The sequence below is a fragment of the Chryseobacterium sp. S90 genome, from assembly GCF_047444895.1.
GTDB lineage: Bacteria > Bacteroidota > Bacteroidia > Flavobacteriales > Weeksellaceae > Chryseobacterium.
In genome coordinates, this window is the sequence record NZ_JBLGCX010000006.1 from 252,453 (window position 1) to 273,773 (window position 21,321).

A 21,321-nucleotide genomic window follows, 5' to 3' on the forward strand; every position below is an offset into this window, starting at 1 on the left:
AATGTTTTTACCGGCTCTATGAGACCGGAGTGTATTTTGTGTTCATTTTTTTCAGAACCTTTTCTAAATACAGATCTAAAAATCAACAATTTAAATTTAACAAAATGAAATACAACACACGAAATATAGGGATTATAGCACACGTAGATGCAGGAAAAACAACATTATCCGAAAGACTTCTTTATTACACAGGACTTATTCATAAAATAGGTAATGTAGATGACGGAAATACCACCATGGATAAAGACATCCAGGAAAGAAACAGAGGGATTACCATTTCTTCAGCAGCGGTTTCAACACAATGGAAAAAAGATGATAATGTTTATAATATCAACATTATTGATACTCCGGGACACATCGATTTTGCCGTGGAAGTAGAACGTTCTCTAAGAGTTTTGGACAGTGTAGTCGCAGTTTTCTGTGCTTCATCAGGCGTTCAGCCACAGACTGAAAATGTATGGTTTCAGGCAGAAAAACATGGAACCTCCAAGATTTGTTTCATCAACAAAATGGACAGAATTGGTGCAGATTTCTTTGCCGTTCTTGATGAGATAAGAACCAAGCTAAATGCTGTCCCTCTGGCTCTTCAGATTCCAGTTGGAGCAGAAAGTCATTTTGAAGGCGTCATTGATCTTGTCAAAATGAAAGCATTATACTGGACCGATGAAAATGGAGAAACTATTGCAGAGAAGGAAATTCCAGCCGCTTCACAGCCTGAAGCTGATGAATACAGAATCAAATTACTGGAAACGCTGGCAGAATATGATGAGACGTTTTTTGAAATCTTCATGGATACTGAACATACAGTCACTGTTGAAATGGTTACAGAAGCTATACAAAGAGTCTGCAGAACTGGATCTGCCGTTCCCGTTCTATGTGGTTCTGCCTTTAAGAATAAGGGAATCCAGCCTCTTCTAGATGCGGTTGTAACATATCTTCCGGCACCTGATCAGCTTGCTGACCTGCAGGGAAGAGATCCTCATACAGAAGAAACAGTAATAATGGAAAGGAATGAAACTGTTTCTTTTTCAGGGCTTGTCTTCAAAGTTGTGATTGACAAGCATATGGGAAGACTGGCTATGCTCCGTGTATATTCCGGAAAAATTAAATCCGGAGATACTTTACTGAATGTAAGAACGGGTGAAAGTTTCAGGATTTCCAGGATTTTACAAATGCAGTCTGACAAAACGTTATCACTGGAAGAAGCTAAAGCGGGAGATATTATTGCTTTGACAGGAATAAAGGATGCCAAAACCGGAGACTCTTTATCTTCTGTAGACAAGCCTATATTGCTGGAATCGATTACAATCCCGACTCCTGTTATCAGGGTGGCTATTGAACCGAAAACTAATGGTGATGAGAAATCTTTTGGTTTGGTGCTGGCAAAAATCCAGGAAGAAGATCCTTCTTTGGTGGTTGAAAGGGATAAACAGACCGGAGAAACTTTATTGAGTGGACTGGGAGAGCTTCATCTTGAGGTTACTTTGGAAAAAATCCGTCTGAATCACGGTATTGAAGTCAATCAGGGAAAACCTAAAGTTTCTTACCGTGAAATCTTAACAGCAGCCAAAGTTCATAGAGAGAAACTTTCCAAGCAGAACGGAGGAAGCGGGCAGTTCGCTGATATCAGTTTTGAAATCGGACCAGGAAATGATAATGAACATGGATTGGAATTTATCAATATGATCAAAGGAGGAGTTATCCCCACTGAATTTATTCCTTCTGTTGAAAAAGGATTCAGAGAAGCTATGGAAAACGGACCTTTAAAAGGCTATCCTCTGGAAAACATGAAGGTTACTCTTCTGGACGGTTCTTTCCACGCGCAGGATTCCGCGGCGTTTGATTTTGAGATTGCGGCAAGAGAAGGATTCAAAGCTGCGGCCAAAGGTTGCAGTCCCAAGCTTATGGAACCCGTCATGCAGGTGGAGATCCAAAGTATTGAAGAATATACGGGTGCTGTCACTGCGGATATCAACAGAAGAAGAGGAATTATCACTTCTATTGATGAAAAATCAGGAAGAAAGATTTTTGCAGCGGAAGTTCCGTTAGCTTCAACTTTCGGGTATATTTCTGATCTGAGAACGCTGACAAGTGGAAAAGCTTCCATCAGCATGAAATTATCGCACTATGCTTTAGTGCCTGATTTTATTGCAAATACATTAATCACCTAAACAAGCAAGGACTGTAGATTTTTTTTCTTACAGTCCTTGTCTGGTTATGGGATGTTTGGTGAATGGGCAATCGTCAATCCGCTACGCTTGTCAATTTTTCCATACTACAAAAATTCACTATTCGCTTGCGAAGCAAAATTCACTCATTGACAATGGAATTATGAATGGGCAATCATCAATTCGCTACGCTTGTCAATTTTTCCATACTACAAAAATTCACTATTCACTTGCAAAGCAAAATTCATTTTATTGAATATGAAATTGTGAATGGGTAATCGTCAATTCGCTACGCTTGTCAATTTTTCCATACTACAAAATTCACTATTCACTTGCAAAGCAAAATTCACTCATTGACCACCTCCCTATTTTTCCGGCATCACCTTATAAGTCGGATCTTCCTGAATATTAACTTCTACTACAGCTTCTGCATTTTTCAATATTTTTCTACAGTCTTCACTGAGATGTCGCAAGTGTAAAGTTTTATTTTGTTCTTTATAGCGCTTAGATAATTTACCTAAAGCTTCTATCGCACTCATATCTACAATACGGCTTTCTTTAAAATCTACAATAACCTGATCAGGATCATTTATTGGGTCAAATTTATCTGTAAATGCCATTACTGAGCCGAAAAACAACGGTCCGTATATTTCGTAATGTTTCACTCCGTTTTCATCTACATGCTTTTTTGCCCGGATTCTTTTGGCATTATCCCAGGCAAAAACCAACGCCGAGATGATAACTCCAACTAACACTGCCAACGCCAAGTTATGTAAAATCACGGTAATCAATGCAACCGTAACTCCTACGAAGATATCTGATTTCGGCATTTTATTAATAATTCTGATAGACACCCACTGAAAAGTACTGATGGCCACCATCATCATCACTCCTACTAAAGCAGCCATAGGAATCTTTTCAATAACAGGCGCTCCACACAAAATGATTATTAAAATTAGAAGTGATGCTATTATTCCCGATAATCTTGCTCTGGAACCTGCATTAAGATTTACTAAAGTCTGTGCTACCATTGCACAACCTCCCATTCCTCCAAAGAAACCGTTGGTAATATTGGCCAATCCCTGAGCTACGGATTCTTTATTGGTGCTTCCTTTTGTATTGGTGATTTCATCCACCATGGATAGTGTCAGAAGAGATTCAATAAGACCTACTCCAGCCATAATTAAGGCATATGGAAAAATAATCTGTAAAGTTTCCAGTGAAAAAGGGATTTTCGGAATATGAAAACTTGGAAGGTTTCCACTGATATGGGCAATATCTGCTACTGTTTTGGTTGGAATATTAAATCCAAGAACGACAGCAAATACAATTATAATGGCTACCAGAGAAGCAGGAACCGCTTTCGTTATTTTTGGAAAAAAGTAGACTACTGCAATTGTCAGGGCAGTTAAACCAGCCATTATATACAAAGACATTCCCTGCAGCCAGCTTACTGCTCCGCTGCTGTCTGTAATTTTAAACTGTTCCACCTGTGCCATAAAAATAATAATGGCCAATCCGTTCAGGAATCCGTACATAACCGGTTGTGGAATCAATCTCACAAATTTTCCCAGTTTAAAAATACCTACCAACATTTGAAGTATCCCCGCCAGTGCTACAGTAGCAAAAAGATATTCTATGCCATGAGATTGTATCAGCGCGATCAATACAACAATAGTTGCACCAGCTCCACCGGAAACCATTCCCGGACGTCCACCAAAAACAGCAGTTACCAATCCCATCATAAAAGCTGCATAAAGCCCTGTAAGCGGAGACAAACCGGCAAGGATAGCAAATGAAAGAGATTCAGGGATCATTGTCATCGCTACCGTAAAACCGGCCAGCAGTTCATTTTTATAATTTATTTTCTTCGAAAAATCGAATAAGCTTATAGTATTTTTCATTGATTTGCAAAGGTATGGAATACAATTTTTCTTTTTATCATTTTTCTATGAGGAAGCCCATCACCTGTAAGCAATTCACACATTAACTGTTATAATATGTTAATTTTAATTAAAATAAGCATATAAAGTATGATTTTTACATTTCTATCTCTTTTTACTTCTTATTTTTGTTTACATTTGAAAGCGAATAAGCAATTATTTGGTACTAATTAAAAAATTCAACGCGTAAAAAGCTGTATACCAATCTATCTACAGCTTCAACTCATAGAATTGCATAAAAACCTTAATAGGTTATATATTATTTACACAAATGGCAGGAAGAGAGGTTTGAAAGAGAAGAAGAAGAAACCCATTGAAAATAAAGAATATATCCCAAGTACATTAAGGTGACTCCTACCCGCCTTTTTTTTAAGATATTTGGTAATTTATTGATCCGTTTTTTAAGACTCATCATCTTATTAAACGTAATTTAACATTCTTACATCATAATTTCTATTTCTTATCAATTTCAAATTGAAGTGAATTATTTTCCGCCACATGAGATAATATATATATTCTATTTTCGTTTTTTTGATACATAAGTTTAAACAAAAGAATAATATTCAATAAAAATGTTATACAAAGAAATCCATATTGGGAAATTTATTAAGGAAAGGGTAGATGAAAATGAAATAACAATAGAAAGGATATGCAAATTTTTAAGCAAAGATGAAGGAGCAATCGAGGTAATGTATGACAGCAAATCAATGGATACAGATCTTCTTCTAAGATGGAGTAAATTATTGGAATATGATTTTTTCAGACTTTACAGCTCCCATTTGATTTTATATGCACCTCCTTCTGCTATCAACAAAAACCAGCAGAAGTCCGAAAAAACGCCTTATTTCAGGAAAAACATTTACACTCAGGAAATTAAAGATTTTATTATGAAGAGAATTCTTTCCGGTGAAATGACCCAAAGTGAAGTCATTAAAGAGTATTCTATTCCGAAAAGCACCCTTCACAGATGGCTTCAGAAGAGCGATAATGTAAACGGATAAACAGATAAAACATGCGCCCCAATTACAAAAAAATTTATCAGGATATGCTAAAGATGGAATATCCGGAAAAGCTAAAAGATCCGAAAATCAAAGAACTTCTTGAAAAACTTAATACCAGTGAGGATGTTCTGAAGTTCAATGAAAAGCTGTTCAAGCAGTCCAGAGAAAATCAAAAACTCAAAACCTATGACAGGCAGACTATGCTAAAGCTGCTTCAGTATCAGAAAAAGCATGGCCATTCAACAAGCTATATGTCCAGAAAATATAAAATAAGCAGAACTACTCTTTCAAAATGGAAACTTATGTTTGAAGAAGAGCTTGATACAATGAAAAATGCCGGTAAATAATTTACCGGCATTTTATAAAGGTAATGATAAGGAAAAAACAGGGCTGTACGTTTGCCGGAGTCGAACCGGATAACCTTGCCGGAATGACCGGCTTCGCTATTCCTCCCTTAATTGTCTACGATGAATTTTTTCCTAACGACACTTCATAATAGTACTATAAAGAAGCTGGAAGTGGGAAGAAGAAAGATGGCAAGTCTGAGATTCCTCCGACTCTATAGAAAATTATAATACAAAGATATCTTTCAACGTCCCACTTCCGGCTTCTGATTTTATGAAAACAAGGCAACATCCGAATAATGCAGTCGTGCTCTAACCAACTGAGCTACTCTTCCTATATACATCGTGTTTTTTTGCTGTGGAAGAGACGGGACTCGAACCCGTGACCCCGTCGTGATGAGCGAAGTAACATTTTTCTACGGCACTTGTTTATTTTATTTTTCTTCTTCAGCTATATATGTTTTAACAATAGGATGAACTCTGGCATTTTCCGGGTGATAACTTAAACCGAAACTACTCCATCCGGAAGACCAGTAAAGAATCATTTCTTTGAGATAAGGAATGTCTTTAGTCTCATCATATTTATAGTTTTCATTAAATATTTGTTGTACTTCATCAATAAGCTCCGGATAAAACATTTGATCTTCTTCATCAAAAACATCAATATGAATATCAAGATAACCTCTTAGCTCATTTAATAAATAAGTTCTGAAATCCCATCCCATAATGACAATATCTGAACCTCTTATAGAAAGCACAGGTCTCCAAACAAGATCTACATCACTTATTATATAACGAGTTCCCATAAGTGGTAAAAGTGTTGGAACATGTGAAAACCATTCATCAAAAATTTCTTTTCTCTTTTCCAAGGATGCAGGCTTTATTCCCCATGATTTCAACCAAACTTTATTAACTGAATCAATATCATCCAACATCCAATCATATGGCGTATTCAATATTTTTTTTATTTCCTCTTCATTTTCAAGCCAATTATAAAAGAAAGTACATTCTTCCGTAATCAGTTCTCCTTCATCTTCATATTCCACAATTTCTTTTTTGTCGATGGCATGAAGAATTTTTAGAAATTCTCTATGTTCAGAAGTAAAACTGACCTGATATTTTTTTTCAACCTGATCAATTTGTTCTTCGGAAAGCCCCTGCCATCTGGCTCCGTAAAATCCTTTTGGACAATTTTCATCATCTACCGACCATAATTTTTCTGTACGGTCTTTGACCCAGTATAAAAACTCAGTCAGATTAACTGGTATATTCATTGTTATTAATTTAAAAATAAAAAGAGGCAAGATTCGAAAAGACTTGTACAAGATCACTTCCATGACCTTCTGGAGTCGAACCAAATTAAACCGAAGTAGGCCTTCTCTACGACACTCTTTTATATAATCAAGGTAAAATTCTCAGAATCTTCCGTGCATTTGCTCTACCTGCTGAGCTACCTCTCCTTTTCGAGGGAAAAGGCAGGATTCGAACCTGCGACCCAATGTTTACTCAATCTCGAAGTATGATTCTAAAACGACACTTGATTTTTAGTTTTCTTGTTTATTTATATATCTGCTACACTTTTTTATAGTATCAGGGCAAAATGGCGGAATCTTTTCTTTTTCTTCTGCTCTATCTTTTGAGCTACATTCCGTTTACAACAGGAATGGCAGGAATTGAACCTACATCTGAAGACCTAACTCGAAGTATGATTCCAAAACGACACCTGATATAATTTAAACAAGGTAATTAAATCAAACAGAGACCAATACGGGGTGTTACCATTTCTACTATCTGCAGCTGCAGAACAGGATTCGAACCTGTATTACCGTCCCTAAAGAAGTAACTCTGTTTTACGACACTTGCTTGCTATGATTATTCATGATTATTAGTTTTATCTTTTGCAAATTTATACGACTGCTAAGCTATATCCCGTTTACAATAAGAATGACAGGAATCGAACCTGTGACCTGATGGCTGAACCGAAGTATGACTCCAAAACGACACCTGATTTTAATTTTTCCATTGAGTTCTCCTGTATTTCTTCCAGTTTCTCTGGAACTTTGTATACGTTGCGTTTACCACTTCATAACCGTGTGGAAAACAGTATGAGCACCCCATATCATTTCCATGCATAATTCTTGAAATCTGTACACCGGAAATTTTCTTTGGAAAGTCAATCAATCCATATTCATTGAATCCAAATTTCTTTCTTAATGTCTTTGTTTTTTCATAAGTATTGAGTATTAACCTCAATACAGTGCTTCTTTTAGATTTGGTTTATGGTTATTCATTGTTATTAGTTTTATCTTTTACAAATTTATATCGCTAGTACGCATTCTATTTACGCAGTTATTTTTTTATTAAAAACCAAGTAACAATGTATAAGAGTTTTTGATTCTAGTCAAATTAAAAGTTTGATGATGGAACTCTTATGAACGACATTGGTATACCGGGCAATCTGTCGAAAGACTCTATTTTTGGAATCGAAGAATGTCTTTCTTTCTAACGACACCGGTATTTATTAACACTGCAAAATTATATTGCATGTACGCAATCTTTTTACGTAGTTTTATTTTTATTGAGAAAATAGTGATGAGATCAATTCAAACAATTTAAAAATCCCTAAAACAGGCAGTAGAATTAGTAATCCTACCAATAAAAAAAATCTAATTTGACCTAGAAAAGTTGTCTTATCTTCAGAATAACGACCTTTTTCTCTTGCTTTCGCTTTAAAAATTGGAATTTGTCTGGTTATTCTAAAGCTATCTTGCTCAAGTTCCAAGATTACTTTCTTTGCATGCTCATCAAGCAAATCTTTATCTCCTCTGAAAACAATGTCGTTTAAAATAGCATTTCCTGAATTGCTTAAAGACTTTCTGTAAATCTCAACTGCAGCCTCCATTTCATTATTCTCTGGTTTAGACAGAATCCAGAATTTACCTGCTTCGTCAAGAAATCCTACTTCAAAATAAATTTGTCCTAATTTTTTTCTCAAAGAAATATCATTGGGAAACTGATTGATCATATTTCTTAGTCTGTCACAGGCTTTTTTCTTTCTGCCTTCTTTGAGATCCTGTTCAATTCTGTACAATAAATTTCCCATAATTTTTAAACCATGTATTTTTATTTAAATATTTGTTCGTTTTGCCTTGAAGCAAAAGAACCAAAAATTCAAGACTTGGAAATTCCGGCTAAAAATAATCTACACTCTCTAAAAATTCTAAAACTTGCGCGAATGTGATACTACTTCTTCGTTTCAATTTCTGTATCGCGCTTCAAACAATAGAATTTTCTTAACGTTCGCATAGTTTATTTTCTTAACGCCTCCATTTCCTATGTCATTCTTTAATTCCAGCCAATTGTTTTGAAATTTTCTCTGGATATTTACAATTCAGCATTTTTAATATATATTTTAATTCAATAGCCCTGATTGCAACGGCATCCTTTTTCTGAATGGCCTGAAAAAAGCTTTGGCGAAAAAGATATAGTGGAAAGCAGGATTAGCTCCTAAATATATTGATTATTTTGATCGGTGTCAGTTGTTATTTTTAAAAGCAGTGCCTTTTACAGCACTACTTTTTGAATTATTTCTACGGCTGATTTTTTGTCTTCCAAAGCGTTCAGTACATCGAAAATTTTGTCTGACCAGCCAGCTATAAGATGTACATCATTTTTTCTGATATCAATCGGCTGTCTGCCATAACCTGCCAGATCAAAGATATACAGCTTTGCATTGGGTGCGATCGTTTTGTACCTGTTCCACAGATCTTCAAAAGAGTTTCTGTTTCCGGTGCTGTCCCACATCTGAGTATCGGTGAATAGCATTACTTTGTTCACTTTTTCACCTCTTTTGATCAGATCTTCGATAACGAGATAACCATTCGTAGAATATCCTACTTCACCTTCGCGTTTGTAAAAAGCGTCTACATTTCTTAAAATACCGTTTTTAGGCATTGGAACTCTCAACCAACGGTCACCGAAAATACCTGTCACCACATTTTTACACTGTGACTGAAGGATCATCGACATCAGTAAACCGATATCATACAGCAAGATTTTGCTTTTATTGGAAACTGCTTTCTGCATAGAACCGGATACATCTGCAGCGATCACTACCGAAGTATCAAAACCAAAACCTTTGATATTTTTAGCACTTACTACCACAGCATCTTCCAATGCTTCCAACACGAATGACAAATAAGGAGAATCTATCGTTTTTAATTCTCTGTAAGCCGCCAGAAATCGGAATGGGAGCTGCTTTGAATTGGATACCGCTCTTTCATCTGAAAGATATCTGCATACTTTATTCATTGCATCAGGTGATACCCCCGCTTCAAGGATATTTCTCAGGTTTCTCATGGTTGCCATATAACCCAATTTGTTGCTGAAGATCAGTTCTTCCCATTTATTTTTGAAGGCTAACTTTCTTTCTGCATCATTAGCAAATTTCGTCTGACCCAAAACGGAAAGCTCTACTTCCCATGTGTATGGAGTTTCAAGTGTATTATTGGCAATTTTGTTGAAAGCAGCTTGCTGGTTTTCATCCTTAGCCTTCGGGTGAACCAGGAATAATGCGTCTTTCAAGGTTACCTCCGCTTTTCTGTTGTATTTTGCAAACTGGTATTCATCAAATTTGTTGAAGGACTTTACCAAACCTTTTTGAATCTGCTTTGACAGTTTATTCAGTTTTTTAGTATCTGTTCTTTTGTTTGCAAGTTGGTAGTATGCCAGCAATTCTGTGATTTCATCAGCTCTCTGAACGACACCTTCCACTGTTTTGCTTACCAGATCCGTACCGGAAGTCTGTTTTGCCAGTTCAGTTGTCAACACCAATGGAATGGAACGCAAGTACATATCTTTTCTTGCATATACCGCCAGTTTTGCCACAAATTCCGGGTCATTTTTTTTGATCAGAGACTGAATTCTTTCCAATCTATCATTTCCTTTTTCATAGTTGGCATCTGACAGTCCTGTTGTAACAACAGCACTATACAATTCTTCTGCAGGTGTCATCGCATATGCTTTTGCACCTTCGTAGTTCAATACTACTTTCGTTTCTTTTTTTAAAAAATTAAATTTCATGGTTACTGTTTTTTGTTAAACATTGGGAAGGATTGATACTTCCTCTCTGATTTCTGATGCAAAGTAAAAACAATATTACGCAACCTTTTTGCGTAGAAAATTTTTCTTCATATTTATTTATTTTTTATTACAAATATGTTTATTTGAAATGGTACTTCAGAGATCACGCAGATTTTAAGTTTTGGCTAAAGCCGTATGAATGGGGCACTTATAAGGTGGGCTTTAGCCCACCCCTATTGAATAATAATGAAAGTTATTTAGCCTAATTTCATAGACTTACATGGATGCATGAAATATTATGGCTGCATTCATCATTTATAACTTATAATTCATCATTATAAAATCCTTCTATCATTCATTTCAATTAAAGAAATGGGCAATGTTACGTTTTCTAATGAGGGTTTTCTAGATTTGCTATTACTAAAATTAAGCTATGATTAAAGGAATATATGAAACCCATGTTCAGGTAAGCAATCTGGAAAATGCAATACAATTTTATACGGAAGTATTAGGATTGAAACTGGCTCATAGAGATGAAACCCGACCTATTGCTTTTTTATGGGTTGGTGAAGGGAAAGAATTTATGTTAGGATTATGGGAGCAGAAGGAGAATCTTCAGACCAGACATTTTGCTTTTTCCAGCAGTAAAGAAGATATTTTAAACTATTCGGTGGAGTTTTTAGAAAATAAAGATTTAAAGCCTTATAATTTTCTAAAAAATGGAAGTGTTGAACCAATGGTATTCGCGTGGATGCCTGCGCTGGCCATTTATTTTAATGATCCGGATGGAAATCAGCTTGAATTCATCTCTATTCTTGAGGGAGAAAGCAAACCAGAATTAGGTGTGCTTAGTTATGAGGAATGGATGAACTCGGAAAAAAGTTGATATAAAAAATTGTTAGATACTGATATAATGTAGTGGCGCAAGAAAATCAAAGACTTAAAGAGATCAAAATTGAATTCTTATTTAACAAAATTTTTGCGTCCCTGCGACAGTCAACAAAATAATAAAGTAAGGTAGAAAAAGTTTTAACTGTTTATCAGTTTTTTTACTGCCAGCACATGTTTACAAGGACCTCTTTCGCCCTGATATTTACTGAACCATTCACAAGTACAGCGTTCTTTTTCTTCTTCAATAATTACCGTATGATGTACACCGGTTCCTTCTACTCTGGCTTCTGTTCTTTCTTTATTGTTGTTTAAAATTTCTACTTTTCCGTCTTCTATTAACTTTTCGGCATTTTTTATACGGGGATTAAGTCCGATAATACGGCTTAATTTAAAAGGTAGCCTGCGGTAGAAAAATTCATGATCATCAAGGTCATAACCCAATAATCCCATTGCTGCAAGCCTTCCTGTAATAGTATCAGTTTTGCTGAAACTCAGATTTTCTTCCAGAGCAAGCATGTCTGGATTAAAAGATTGATTGGCATAAGCATACTTATCCAAAGCATCAATCCACTCATCAGAAACTTCAGAAATCAGGTTTTCTAAGACTGCCCCTTCTCCTGAGAAACCTCTCCAGCACTCTCTTGACAAAGAAAAACTAAATCTGATAGGTCCCATATAAAGCTGCCACGTTGTAGACTGCATAGTAGAATGTGAAAAAACCTGCATATAATCAATATAAGGAAGCAGAGGTTCTAAAAGACGAAGCCTGTGAAGCCCGCCTATACAAATAGCATCCATAGATTTTACAGGAGAAAAGATGGGTTTATTTCCTCTCACAATCAAATAATAATCCGACTTTACTACTCCTTTCGGCATCCCGCGGAATAGTTGCTGGGTCTGAATTTTATTGAAAGTATAGCGTTTTTCGGATTCCGATAAATATACCTGAACCGTTCCCAATCCTTTGATCCATTTTGCGGGTAAAGGAACTTTTCTTTCTATTATTTTTTCATCTTCTTTATACAGCCCTACTTCTTTTTCACCCACGGAAAGCATGATTTTTTCATTTGGGCGGATGCTTCCCAGCGCAGTTATCATTGGTTGATTGAAATCTACATTTGTAGTTCCATTTTCAAGGAATTCACCTTCCAGACCTTCAGGCAGTACGTCAACTCTTGCATAAACTCCGGCGCAGTGAGAAAAACCTTCAAAGCGTAATCTGTGATTTCCGGCTGTTATGATCGGATCTTTAAGAAGCCCCATTTGAAACGGGGACAGGTTAAAACTTGATTTTACAATATTGGACAGTGTAATCAGACAACGCGCTAGAATAAAAGGCTGCCCAACATTTCCCCAGAAAAAACATGGAGCATCAGTATTTTTATGTATCTCACTGTATTTAGCGAGAAACAATTCTTCAAGTGCATCTCTCCTTACTAAAGAGGATGTTCCTGAATAGCTGTAAATAAGTGTACCTTCCATATCTATTTCTTCAGAAGAAGGCCACAGATCTTTTTCAGACTTGAATTTTCTTTCCAGCTATTTAATTTCCCTATTATTTCATTATGAGCTTCTGAGTGATTCAAAGCCAATACTTCATGGTAGATTTCTAAAATCTTTTTCAGATTGGTAACCGGTGTTTCCATTTGAAGCAATATATTGGAAATCAATTCTTCCAGGGCAATATTATGATTCTTACTGACATTCAGCATGTGATGCTGCATAAGATCTGTTAATCTTTTAACGGGTGCCCATTCCAGTTTTTCATGTAAACCTATCACCCTTCCTAACCATGCATTATCCATCGTTTGGGAAGAAACATGCTCCAGCCATATTTCAGCGGCTGTACTACGAATAGTTTTATCACTGTCCAGGAAAATAGTTCCTAAGAACAGATACCCGATTTCGTCTAATGGGTTTTTGATCTGATAAAGTGCATTCGCTGTGTTCAAAACCAGACTTCTTTCATAGACTTCGGCAATTCCTGAAAAGAAAAGGCAGTGCTTGATTACTTTTGCCAAAGCATTTGCCGGAGTATTCGGAAAACAAAGCATCAAGGCAGGAATCTCGATAAGCTCTTTCTGTTCGGCAACGAAATATTCGACGAATAAAGGCTCTTTCCTTTTTGCAAGATGATATTTGGGAATAACAATCTTCAGCTCTACAGGGTAGTATGAGTTTTTCTTATTATCGATGGTCTTCCATTTGTAAGCCCCTGAAAAGAATTCTACAGGAATATCATCATACCCGAAACCACTGAATTCTTCAAATACGGTTTCCGGCGAACGGGTAATTCCTGCAGTCATCCACCATGAAGGATGTTCAAATTTTCCTTCCGGCTTAGTATTTTTGCCAAAGAAGAAAAGTAAAAGTTCTTTGTATTCTCCTTTTAATCTTTTTTCAACTTCAATAATAGCTTCTGAAGTATTGTCTAAAGCACAACGCTGCAATGCCAGCTGAATATCCAGATGATGGGGTTTAACATTATTATTCTGATAGCTTTCCAATCTTTCAACCAACGTTACTGCAGAAATCCAACATGGAGCATGGGTAACCGTGAACAATAACGGGATCTTATCTCCTGATTTTATTTTTTCATAAGCATAGATGGCCAGCTCTTTAAACGCGGTTCTTGCAGGGCAATCTGCTCCGACATTTTCAATCGGCCCCAATTTTTTCTGATAATTGGAGTAAGACTCTCTTGTGGCCTCCTCTTCTTTGGTCTTATGATAAATTCTTTCCAGATTTTTAAGCTGAACCGGATATTTTTCCAGTAGATCCAAGCCATAATTAATAATGGCATTACATAGTAAAACATTCAGATAAGGAACTTCCCATTTCGAAATTGTTTTACAGGCTTTCAAAAATACCGGTTCTATTAATTTCACGGATTCGGCATTTACATCTCCGGCAAAACGGATAAATCCAGCCAAAGCAATATCACAATGATGACTGTACGGATCATCCATCGCCAAAGGAAGATAAAACATGAGATCTTCAAAGTTCTGAAGTACTTTCACTGCATTTTCTTCTGTAGTCAGGGATAATTTTTCCGAAGCTATTGCTACCAGTTCCGGCTGAGTTTCTTCAATATATTTTACAAGAAGAGGACGTACATTGGTCAATATATTGTCTGAATAATGGGAAAGTGCCTCTATCATATTTTCTGAAGCCGGAATATATTTAAGAATGATCTTTGCAGCTTTTGACTGTATGCCATCATCTTTGCTGACAAATGCCGTACTTAAAGCCATTCCCAACATTTCGGGATCTATTTTCTTTCTCTGGAATATTTTTTCGGTCAGTACCAGACTGGATACAACCACTGTTTTCACTTCCGAGCTCAACAGATTCGGAAGGTAATGGGAAAATTCATCATTCTTAAAATCAGGAACTCCCACAATTTTTTTCAAATGTGATAATATGGTATTCACAGCTTTTGACTGTGAGGAAGCCAGCCCTGCAAGCAATTCACCCTGCAGTTCAGACAGCTCTTCTTCAGTTGGTTTTAATGAAGTAAATGCATCCATAAACCAGCCTGTGACATTTTTATTAAAATTTCTGTTGGAAGCCAGAAGACATTCTTTCAAAAATCTTTTCCTTTCAATCTTTTTTTCTGCGATCAGCTTCTGAACAATAGGAAACCATTCTTTACGGAAGGGTAAAGATTTGGAAGGATATTCACATAAATACCAAAAGTGTGTATTAAGGGTTTCGGGATGGCGGTCCAGTTCAGCCGGATAATTGCTCAGATGGTGTCCCAGCAGTTCCGGTTTGGGTTGTACATAGCCTTTTTCTGTCCATCCTAAAATATCCTTATAGCTAAATGCTGTAAATTCAGCTTCTACAGATTCATTGATGAAATCTGAAAACCATTCCGGGCAGCCCCACTCCAGAATCTGTTCGGTCTGTTCTGCGTTACGGAAAAGACTCCAGTAATTTTTACCGAAATTCTTTTTGTCCATGCAGACAAATGAAGCAATATCAATAATGGAATGCTGATTCACAGATCCTGCCGTATGATAGGAATTTTTAGTCATTACAATTTTACTGATCTCCCTGTCCATTTTCTTTATAGATGGCACCAGTGTTTTCCTTTCTTCATTACTAAGCTCTTTTAGAAAGGGGATAATCTCATGTATCTTTTCCTCATTAAGGATCTCATAAAGTCTTTCTTTCATGTGCTTCTAATTTGATGTATAAATTTGTTTCAGGTTATTGAGTAACGACTTCTTTTTTATCTTTTGGTGTAAGCTTTTTAAGAAAAGAAACCATCTCCTTTATTTTACAGTTTAAACATTTTCTCTTAAAACCCTCATCAATAAGCATAAATTCATTCTTATCAGCTAAAATAAAAAAAAATGACTGACAGACAGTAAATTATCCCGTTAAAGTGAATTTTTTAACAAAATATTAAGTTAATAAAACAACTGATAGCTTCACTTTAGCACCACAAAAACAATTCCCTGTTTAAAGATATATTAGTAAAAAAGTGGCTAAATACTCTCTACTTTGATATTTACACATTATTTGGTGTCTTATTTTTGGAATTTGTAATGTTATATAATAAAAACATTCTATTGTACAGATACGTTAATTTTATTTAAAATATTGTAGCATGAATTTTTGAGAAGGTCAGCAATCGGAGATCGTATTAATTTCAGGATTGTAAAGCCAGATAATATGATCATCACTTCCTGACTGTAAAACTGATAATTTTATGATATCAATGACTTACATCTTAAAAGTTTTTTCCACCTCTGTCAACCCCATTTTTGCCAGATGTTTGTATATTGTTGGCAAGGTAAGATTTCTTTTTTCTGCAATTTCAAAAGGAGGCATTCCTTTGTCAAATAATTCAAAGGTAATCAGATGTGTAGGTTTTTTCGCAATGACTATCGACGTATCTACTTCAAGTATTCTGTCAAATAAAGGAAGGTCTAGGAGATAGCATTCTTTCAGTTTTTCAATATAGTCTGCGAGATCATAGAGAAATACTTTAGTTTCTTCATTAAAGGCTTTAAGTCCTTTTATTCCTGCAGTTTCTGAATATAAATCCTTTAAAGGCAGCAAGAAATCTTCCGCAATGCTTTTATAGAAAAAATTTACAGCTCCTTTACATTTATCTTCAATTTCAGTCCAATGACAGGTTCCTGCCGCAAAACTTAAGGCTTTTTGATGAATAATTTTTCTAAATTTCCAGGAAATGGCAAAGAGTTTTTCACTTTCTGATTCAAAGTCTTTTAATAGTCTTTTTAATTTTGCCTGATCTGATATTTCTGCTGATAAGGCCGTCGATGCCCAAATCATGACAGCATCTTTCAGCCAGCCAGCATCTACAGTCATCCGGAGTTTATGCAGTGTATGATCATACTTTTCCTGCTCAACAAGCTGCTCCAAAATATTATTAGCATGGGTTGACTGCTGAAAATGTTCAATCCTGTGGTCACAAAATATAGCTTCCGGTGTAATTTTAGACTTCAGAACAATTCCTTCCAGAGTCCGGCATCGGCTTAATGCAACATATACCTGTCCGCTGGCAAAAGACCTTCCTGCATCTATGATTACCCGGTCAAACGTTAGCCCTTGACTTTTATGAATGGTAACTGCCCAGGCCAAACGTATCGGATATTGTTCAAAACTTCCCAATACTTCTGTTTTGATATTCTTTTCTCCATCAAGGGTATATCTTTTTTGTTCCCAAACTTCTTTCGTCACTGTTATTTCTTTTCCCGTCTCTTCAAATACAGCCTTGATAAGGTCTTCATCCAGATAGGAAATTTTTGCCAGCCTGCCATTGTAAAACTTTTTTTCAGGAGATGAATCATTTCGGATAAACATGATCTGGGTTCCTACTTTGAGTTCTAACGTTTCATCATTGGGATATTGGGTTTCTTTGAATTCACCAATGACAACCGCTTTATAAAAATAGGAATCTTCAGGGAGCTCATTCAGTTTTTTCTGATTAATATGATCGGCTATCCGATTGTGAGAGCAAAGATGGATATATGTTTCATTTTCAGGTTCAAAATCAGGATTATATCTGGAATTTAATTTTTCAAAATCCAAATTACGGATATCTGCATGTCTTACTGCATTGAGTATTTCAAGAAATTCCGGACTCTGCTGGCGATATACTTTCAGTAACTCTACTGTTATCAATGGAATGCCCTGAAATGCTTTGGCAGAAAAGAAAAACGGTGTATGATAAAATTTTGACAGGATACGCTCCGATTCATCCCTTACCACGGGAGGTAACTGGTATAAATCTCCTATTAACAACAATTGTGCTCCTCCAAACGGCAATTGATTTCGTCTGACTCTCCTTAATGAATGGTCCATTATATCCAGCAGGTCGGCTCTCAACATTGAAACTTCATCAATAATAATTAATTCAATTTCACGGAAAAGATCAAGTTTATCTTTACGGTATTTAAAATGAGGGAAAAGTTCATTAATATTCATTGCCAGATTGGGATCAACAGGCTCTGTGGTGGGAACAAATGTACGTGAAGGAATTGCAAATAATGAATGAATTGTTACACCGCCAGCGTTGATAGCTGCAATACCTGTGGGTGCAACAATAATGTGTTTTTTGCGGGTCTTTTTTACAAACTCATTCAGGAAAGTAGTCTTCCCTGTTCCTGCTTTCCCTGTCAAAAATACATTTCTGCTGGTATGTTCAAGTAATTCGGTGAGTCCGTCCAATGAATAAAAAGTTTTCATCAAAGTTAACTTATATAAAGCTAAAACACCCTATTTATAAAAAATAAGACTCCCTTTTTCAAGAGAGTCCATTTGACTGATAATGTTGAAGATACAAAATCCCTTTAATAGTTTTTCATGCACCAATGCAGAATCTTTGCAATGTTTTTAGCATCATCCACTCCTCTGTGGTGGGTGCCTTCTAAAGTAAGACCCAACTCACCCAGAGCTCTGTTCATCCCAACACTTTTCCTGATGGTAGGATGAATTTCTCCGAATAATGTTTTCACATTGATATGGTCATCGCTCATAGGATAGTCTGTGTAGAATCTTCTTGCCTGATTCTGAAGCATATTCAGATCGTAGTTTCCGTAGCTCGCCCACGTCAGTTCTTCTGAATCATATTCTGCTCTCAGGATATCGAATGCATCATCCAGCATTATTCCTTCATTATCCAGCATATTTTGGGTAAGGGTAGTAAGTTCTGTACAAAACGGACTTACCTTTGAATATTGTGGTTTTATTAAAATCCCTTCATTTTTGGAGAACTTACCGGTTTTTGCATTCATGATGCATACACCGATCTCGATGATCTCGCTCTCCTGGCCTCTTGGCGGTCGGTTTTCCCAACATGTTGCTTCGAGGTCTACTATTAATATATTTTCTGTTGTTTTCACTTGTTTAAAATTTAATTGTTAAAGGATGGAGAATGGATGTGGGAAGTTTTCATAGTGTCTACTTTACCTCCAGTCTTCCAACCTATTACTATTTACAGAATTTTACTTAAAATTCTGGCTGTATTGTAAGCATCGTCTGCTCCACTGTGATGGGTGCCTTCAAAATCCATGTTCAGATAACTCAAGGCTCTTTTAAGCCCTATTTGTTTATGCAGTCCGAAATGTCTTTTGAATTCATGCATCACATTCATGTAATTTTCTGAAAAAGGATTTTTTACTCCAAGCCAGTCACACTGTTCTATGATCTGCTCTCCATCGAAGTTTCCATATCCTGCCCATGTAAGCGGTGCAGAACGGTATTGATCTCTAATCATTTCACAGGCTTCTTCAAAATAGATTCCTTTTTCTTCTATCAATTGTGGACTAATTCCGGTCAGTTGTGTACAGAATCTGTTGATTTCTGATCTTTCAGGAATTACATAAATGCTTTGTTTTTGGGAAATTGCTTTTGATGTTAAGTTTAATTTACAAATCCCTATTTCTATAATATCGACTTTCTGCCCGATGGGAATTCTGTCGTTTTCCCAACATGTAGCTTCCAGATCGATAATTATGATCTCATTGGTTGTTTTCATGTTATTATAAAATGTACGATGTAAAAAGTAAAATATATGATGAAGGCTGTTGAATACTCAATGAAATATCATTCTCATTTTTCCCTCCATCAAATCATTACTTATTACTCATCATTAATTTCTTGGACCAAATGGTGGTGTCCATTTTTTCCTTTTCATAATTTCTTTGACTTCCTCGTAGGAAACCGGGTAAAAATTGTGGCAGTCTACCCCTACGTCAAAACTCAGTGCCATCTCATCATCCGGCAATGTCCCGTGTGAATGTCCGTATAACTGCCAGACACCTCGGTGCGAGCCATTCCAGGTGCGCATGGCGTAGTGGAAAAGAATAATTTTCTGTTTTCCGTTGCTGTTATCTGCTTCATCAATTTTCAGTTCGTGATAATCTCTGATGGAAGCAAAGCGCTTGGAATAAGCTAAAGCTGCACCTTCGTGGTTGCCTTTTATCAAATGAATATTACCATTTAGTCTGTCTAAAATCTCTTTCGTAAAATCCGGTTTTCCAAGGCTCATATCTCCTAAATGGTAGACCGTATCACCGGGTTGAATTTTCTCATTCCATCTTTTAATGAGTTCTTCATTCATATGGTCCAGAGATTCAAAAGGTCTTTCTGAAAATTTTATAATATTCTCGTGACCAAAATGATGGTCTGCTGTAAAAAATATATTGGGTTTCATTTTTTTAAATTGTTTTTTTAACTACAAAATTTTCAACGTTTGTTGTCATTCTGAATACAGACTCAAAGTCTGCGAACGCAGTTCATAAGTGCAATGAAGAATCCTTTTCCCTTTAAGCAGATTCTTTCTTCGTCAGAATGACAGATACATACATTACTATTCTGTGAATGCTGTAGTTTTTGTTTAATAAATATTTTTAATTAATTCTACGAAACGCTCTATAAAAAGCAGTTTCAATTTCTTCCTGATCGCTTTCCGTATATCTTCTTGAAAAGTGAATTGGAATAGCTTCTTTCACCTGACATTCATTCATGATTTTTCCTGATGCAGAAGCAAAGCTGTGGTAATTGATCTTTGCAAATTCCTGATCCGTATCTTTATAAAAGCTTTCGATATACACTAGATCTGCACCTCCAAATACGGCTCTGATTTTTTCGTAATTGCCTTCGTCCGCCGCATGATCCATGATAACACCAAATTTATAACCAGCATTCCGGGTCAACAGATGAAAAAGTTCTGATGTTTTGTAAAGAGTTCCTTCAATTTCAATTTCTTTATCTCCTGCATTATTTTCAAAAGCGGTTTTCAGTTCGCTGATCCACTTTCCTTTTCTGAAACCGGAAGCATTTTCATTAAAGGTGACCGAATCTTTTTCCTTAAATAAATAAGCAATAGAATCTGTTTTGTGATCCAGAATAGCAAAATCAACGTTGACGTATTCGTCTTCAAACAGGAAGTTTTGAGTCTTTATCAACTCCAAATTCCAGTATGGTGGACGAAGGGTATAAATATTAATTTCATCTTCTGAAACAATTTCACGAATTTCATATTCAATTGCTTTTTCATCAATCAGGTTCCATGTGTAAGATTTCAACCTTGCTTCAACCTGTTGATGAATATTTTTTGGTCCGCAAATCACCACTTTTTCTCCGCTTCCAATCTGATGTCTGAAAATTCCATCGAAATTCGAAAAGTGATCAATGTGGGTATGACTTATAAATACAGCTGATATAGACTGTACTTCTCTCACACTCAATAGACTTGCTTCTCCGCAATCACACAAATAATGCTTTCCTGAGTTAGGAATTTTAATTAATATACTGATGTCTTCTTTTAAAAGACTTTTTATTTCTGCCTGTAACATATTTTTTCTTTTTTAAACCACCCCGTCAAAAATTCTTTGAATTTTCGCCACCC

At 36.1% G+C, this 21,321-nt stretch carries 16 protein-coding genes; 4 read left to right on the forward strand and 12 right to left on the reverse strand.

The features are described 5' to 3' along the window. Window positions 1-104 precede the first annotated feature (104 nt). Complete coding sequence (fusA, locus tag ACLMCG_RS16975) at window positions 105-2,171, forward strand: elongation factor G (protein ID WP_413960350.1); 2,067 nt, start codon at window positions 105-107, stop codon at window positions 2,169-2,171. Between the two features lie 362 nt (window positions 2,172-2,533). Here the strand turns inward: fusA and ACLMCG_RS16980 are convergent, their stop codons facing one another. Beyond that, window positions 2,534-4,072: a SulP family inorganic anion transporter gene (locus ACLMCG_RS16980; protein WP_413960351.1), complete on the reverse strand. Its 1,539-nt coding sequence runs from the start codon at window positions 4,070-4,072 to the stop codon at window positions 2,534-2,536. Between the two features lie 611 nt (window positions 4,073-4,683). On the opposite strand from ACLMCG_RS16980, the gene ACLMCG_RS16985 reads away from it, so the two are divergent. Together ACLMCG_RS16985 and ACLMCG_RS16990 are read left to right on the forward strand one after the other, a co-directional pair. Continuing rightward, entirely contained in the window at window positions 4,684-5,112 is a 429-nt protein-coding gene (locus ACLMCG_RS16985; RefSeq protein WP_142719503.1) for a transposase, read from the forward strand. Window positions 5,113-5,123: 11 nt separating this feature from the next. After that, window positions 5,124-5,459, forward strand: coding sequence for a helix-turn-helix domain-containing protein (locus ACLMCG_RS16990; RefSeq protein ID WP_309876176.1), 336 nt, complete (start codon window positions 5,124-5,126; stop codon window positions 5,457-5,459). Between the two features lie 431 nt (window positions 5,460-5,890). Here ACLMCG_RS16990 and ACLMCG_RS16995 read toward each other — a convergent pair whose 3' ends face one another. The 4 genes from ACLMCG_RS16995 to ACLMCG_RS17010 form a co-directional block, all read right to left on the reverse strand. Next, complete coding sequence (locus tag ACLMCG_RS16995; RefSeq protein ID WP_223601100.1) at window positions 5,891-6,730, reverse strand: hypothetical protein; 840 nt, start codon at window positions 6,728-6,730, stop codon at window positions 5,891-5,893. Between the two features lie 736 nt (window positions 6,731-7,466). Further along, window positions 7,467-7,709 (reverse strand): phosphate ABC transporter substrate-binding protein, encoded by a 243-nt coding sequence (locus ACLMCG_RS17000; protein WP_413960352.1) that lies wholly within the window; start codon window positions 7,707-7,709, stop codon window positions 7,467-7,469. Window positions 7,710-8,031: 322 nt separating this feature from the next. Further along, window positions 8,032-8,559, reverse strand: coding sequence for a DUF6584 family protein (locus tag ACLMCG_RS17005; RefSeq protein WP_413960353.1), 528 nt, complete (start codon window positions 8,557-8,559; stop codon window positions 8,032-8,034). Between the two features lie 461 nt (window positions 8,560-9,020). After that, a complete protein-coding gene (locus ACLMCG_RS17010; protein ID WP_413960354.1) occupies window positions 9,021-10,538 on the reverse strand; it encodes a TROVE domain-containing protein in 1,518 nt (505 codons plus the stop codon). A gap of 433 nt (window positions 10,539-10,971) precedes the next feature. Between ACLMCG_RS17010 and ACLMCG_RS17015 the strand changes: the two genes are divergently transcribed. Next, window positions 10,972-11,424, forward strand: a complete 453-nt coding sequence (locus ACLMCG_RS17015) for a VOC family protein (protein WP_413960355.1) — start codon at window positions 10,972-10,974, stop codon at window positions 11,422-11,424. Between the two features lie 143 nt (window positions 11,425-11,567). Here ACLMCG_RS17015 and ACLMCG_RS17020 read toward each other — a convergent pair whose 3' ends face one another. The 7 genes from ACLMCG_RS17020 to ACLMCG_RS17050 form a co-directional block, all read right to left on the reverse strand. Then, complete coding sequence (locus tag ACLMCG_RS17020) at window positions 11,568-12,911, reverse strand: SWIM zinc finger family protein (protein ID WP_413960356.1); 1,344 nt, start codon at window positions 12,909-12,911, stop codon at window positions 11,568-11,570. Window positions 12,912-12,913: 2 nt separating this feature from the next. Then, on the reverse strand, window positions 12,914-15,610 hold the full coding sequence (locus tag ACLMCG_RS17025; RefSeq protein WP_413960357.1) for a DUF6493 family protein: 2,697 nt from the start codon (window positions 15,608-15,610) through the stop codon (window positions 12,914-12,916). Between the two features lie 553 nt (window positions 15,611-16,163). Then, complete coding sequence (locus tag ACLMCG_RS17030; protein WP_413960358.1) at window positions 16,164-18,155, reverse strand: AAA family ATPase; 1,992 nt, start codon at window positions 18,153-18,155, stop codon at window positions 16,164-16,166. Window positions 18,156-18,259: 104 nt separating this feature from the next. Further along, window positions 18,260-18,811 carry an exonuclease domain-containing protein gene (locus tag ACLMCG_RS17035; protein WP_413960359.1) on the reverse strand — a complete coding sequence of 184 codons (552 nt, stop codon included), beginning with the start codon at window positions 18,809-18,811 and terminating at the stop codon, window positions 18,260-18,262. A 92-nt stretch (window positions 18,812-18,903) separates the two neighbouring features. Further along, on the reverse strand, window positions 18,904-19,446 hold the full coding sequence (locus tag ACLMCG_RS17040) for an exonuclease domain-containing protein (RefSeq protein WP_413960360.1): 543 nt from the start codon (window positions 19,444-19,446) through the stop codon (window positions 18,904-18,906). A 114-nt stretch (window positions 19,447-19,560) separates the two neighbouring features. Then, window positions 19,561-20,124: a metallophosphoesterase family protein gene (locus tag ACLMCG_RS17045; RefSeq protein WP_413960361.1), complete on the reverse strand. Its 564-nt coding sequence runs from the start codon at window positions 20,122-20,124 to the stop codon at window positions 19,561-19,563. Between the two features lie 196 nt (window positions 20,125-20,320). Continuing rightward, on the reverse strand, window positions 20,321-21,268 hold the full coding sequence (locus ACLMCG_RS17050) for a peptidase (RefSeq protein WP_413960362.1): 948 nt from the start codon (window positions 21,266-21,268) through the stop codon (window positions 20,321-20,323). Window positions 21,269-21,321: the final 53 nt, after the last annotated feature.

Coding starts and splice junctions, on each gene's coding strand:
- ACLMCG_RS16995 (WP_223601100.1), bottom strand. CDS start 6,730: ATGAATATACCAGTTAATCTGACTGAGTTTTTATACTGGGTCAAAGAC.
- ACLMCG_RS16980 (WP_413960351.1), bottom strand. CDS start 4,072: ATGAAAAATACTATAAGCTTATTCGATTTTTCGAAGAAAATAAATTAT.
- ACLMCG_RS17040 (WP_413960360.1), bottom strand. CDS start 19,446: ATGAAAACAACCAATGAGATCATAATTATCGATCTGGAAGCTACATGT.
- ACLMCG_RS17010 (WP_413960354.1), bottom strand. CDS start 10,538: ATGAAATTTAATTTTTTAAAAAAAGAAACGAAAGTAGTATTGAACTAC.
- ACLMCG_RS17045 (WP_413960361.1), bottom strand. CDS start 20,124: ATGAAACCCAATATATTTTTTACAGCAGACCATCATTTTGGTCACGAG.
- ACLMCG_RS17030 (WP_413960358.1), bottom strand. CDS start 18,155: ATGAAAACTTTTTATTCATTGGACGGACTCACCGAATTACTTGAACAT.
- ACLMCG_RS17015 (WP_413960355.1), top strand. CDS start 10,972: ATGATTAAAGGAATATATGAAACCCATGTTCAGGTAAGCAATCTGGAA.
- ACLMCG_RS17005 (WP_413960353.1), bottom strand. CDS start 8,559: ATGGGAAATTTATTGTACAGAATTGAACAGGATCTCAAAGAAGGCAGA.
- fusA (WP_413960350.1), top strand. CDS start 105: ATGAAATACAACACACGAAATATAGGGATTATAGCACACGTAGATGCA.
- ACLMCG_RS16985 (WP_142719503.1), top strand. CDS start 4,684: ATGTTATACAAAGAAATCCATATTGGGAAATTTATTAAGGAAAGGGTA.
- ACLMCG_RS17050 (WP_413960362.1), bottom strand. CDS start 21,268: ATGTTACAGGCAGAAATAAAAAGTCTTTTAAAAGAAGACATCAGTATA.
- ACLMCG_RS17025 (WP_413960357.1), bottom strand. CDS start 15,610: ATGAAAGAAAGACTTTATGAGATCCTTAATGAGGAAAAGATACATGAG.
- ACLMCG_RS17020 (WP_413960356.1), bottom strand. CDS start 12,911: ATGGAAGGTACACTTATTTACAGCTATTCAGGAACATCCTCTTTAGTA.
- ACLMCG_RS16990 (WP_309876176.1), top strand. CDS start 5,124: ATGCGCCCCAATTACAAAAAAATTTATCAGGATATGCTAAAGATGGAA.